This window comes from Mycolicibacter icosiumassiliensis (genome assembly GCF_900078685.2).
Taxonomy (GTDB): domain Bacteria; phylum Actinomycetota; class Actinomycetes; order Mycobacteriales; family Mycobacteriaceae; genus Mycobacterium; species Mycobacterium icosiumassiliensis.
The window spans coordinates 1-1649 of sequence record NZ_LT546196.1 but is presented as its reverse complement, the minus strand read 5'-3'; the positions used below and the strand labels follow the sequence as shown (position 1 = coordinate 1649).

The window sequence follows — 1649 nt, the reverse complement described above, 5'->3', positions numbered from 1 at the left end:
GCTGATCGGCCGTCATGTACACGTTCTTCCGGCGAGCACGGGTCGGCAGCTTCACCCCACGGGCCGGGTTCGCGGCCAGCCGGCGATCTCGCACCGCATCGTCCAGGATCCGCGCCAGCACCGAGTAGACCGTGATGACCAGCGTCGCCTTGCGCTTCGTCGCCAGCTCCGTGATCCACGCCTGCACATCGGAGTAGGCGATCTCCGCTATCTGCGTCCTGGCCCACCTGGGCTGTACGTGCACCCGCCACGCCGACTCGATCGAGTGATACGCCGAGGGCTTCATCACCCCCTGCTGGCGCTTCAACCATCCCGGCCCCAGCTCGCCCACGGTGATCTTCCCGAGCGCCGGCGCCACATACTCGCCTTTGAGCTTGGAGACCTCGACGGTGGCCGCGAACGCCTCAGCGGCCTTCTTCGTGGCGAACCCACGCTTGTCAGTCTGACGATGATCCGGTGTGCGGTACCGAACCCGGTAACGCACGACAGGCTCAATTGGCTTGCCGTCCTTGCCCTTACGGGGAAGCTCGTACTTACTGATCGTCGCCATCATCGTCACCCGCCGTCACGATGCTGATATTGGGACTCCTTGTCCAGTCCTGCATCGCGGGATCGGCATTGCTCTCAAAGTATGCCTGGGCATAGGCCCCACGATTCTGTTCAGGCACGCCTTCGGGCACCTGCTGTGGGTACGTCAGCGGGAACTCTCCCCGCGCCCATTTCCACACCTGCCAGGCCGGTCGCATACCGGCCGCGGTGACCGTAAGAACATGCTCGGCATCCGCAGACGGCGGGAGCAGTAAAGCGTTCGGGTTGGTCCCCAACGCGATCGCTAGAGCCACCAGATCGTCTGCGTCTACGCGGCGGTCACCGGCCTCGACCCGCCGCAGCCCGAGCGTCGGTATCGGCCGTTTCAGGGCTGCCAGGCGGTCGGCCAATTGCGTGTACTCCAAGCCGTGTTTCTCGCGCAGCCGCTTCACATTGTTGGCAACGGTCTTGCCGGTAGGGCCGAGTGGGTTTTTCTTGCGCTGTTCGTCGGCCGACATGGCAAGCAGCATACGGCGATCATCTCGATCTTTCACGTGTCGCCTTGACCTGTGAACGAACGTGATGTACAACGATGATCGAGGAGGGATCATTTCGATCTCTCCACAATCAAAAGGGAGATGATCGTCTTGAAGAGTCCACCCACCACCAGGCCCGCAGTACCCGGCGGAACCATGTCGCCGGAGCTTCAGCAGTTAGTCAACGACCTTGCCCGCCAGATCCCCACGGACGTGCTCCCCGCGGTCGCCATGCCGAAGGCCGTTGCTGGCTTGATCGGCAGCACCGAGGCGGCGCTCGCGCAGGATCGCTATCTGGGCAAGGGGATTCCCTTTACCCGTGTTGGTCGGCGTGTCCGCTACTTGCGTGCTGACGTGCTCGCTTACCTGGCCGCCAACCGCGTGGACGGTGCCGCCTAATGCGGCAGTACCCGCAAGAAAGCCACGCCGACCTCGGCCTGGTCGACAACGACCTGACCCCGGACATGCGTCCGAATAGCAGAACGGCCCCCGTGAACCCGGTGTTACCAGCACCGGCGGGGACCGCTCACACCCACCAACCCTCAAAAGGAAGCAGGTAGTCCCCATGATGACAGATCACGAACC

At 63.4% G+C, this 1649-nt stretch carries 3 protein-coding genes; 1 reads left to right on the top strand and 2 read right to left on the bottom strand.

The annotated features are described in order from the left end of the window. Together BN4346_RS46890 and BN4346_RS46885 are read right to left on the bottom strand one after the other, a co-directional pair. Positions 1-550 (bottom strand): Arm DNA-binding domain-containing protein (locus BN4346_RS46890; RefSeq protein WP_407695174.1); only part of this gene is annotated, 550 nt, incomplete at its 3' end. After that, entirely contained in the window at positions 534-1046 is a 513-nt protein-coding gene (locus BN4346_RS46885; RefSeq protein WP_154677702.1) for a helix-turn-helix domain-containing protein, read from the bottom strand. The genes BN4346_RS46885 and BN4346_RS46890, both read right to left, overlap by 17 nt. Positions 1047-1166: 120 nt before the next feature. Here BN4346_RS46885 and BN4346_RS49810 point away from each other — a divergent pair, with 120 nt between their 5' ends. After that, on the top strand, positions 1167-1463 hold the full coding sequence (locus BN4346_RS49810) for a helix-turn-helix domain-containing protein (RefSeq protein WP_067977089.1): 297 nt from the start codon (positions 1167-1169) through the stop codon (positions 1461-1463). Positions 1464-1649 lie beyond the last annotated feature (186 nt).

What these genes read in the sequence shown, in the direction of transcription:
- BN4346_RS46885 (WP_154677702.1), bottom strand. Translation starts at nt 1,046, where the DNA reads ATGTCGGCCGACGAACAGCGCAAGAAAAACCCACTCGGCCCTACCGGC.
- BN4346_RS49810 (WP_067977089.1), top strand. Translation starts at nt 1,167, where the DNA reads ATGATCGTCTTGAAGAGTCCACCCACCACCAGGCCCGCAGTACCCGGC.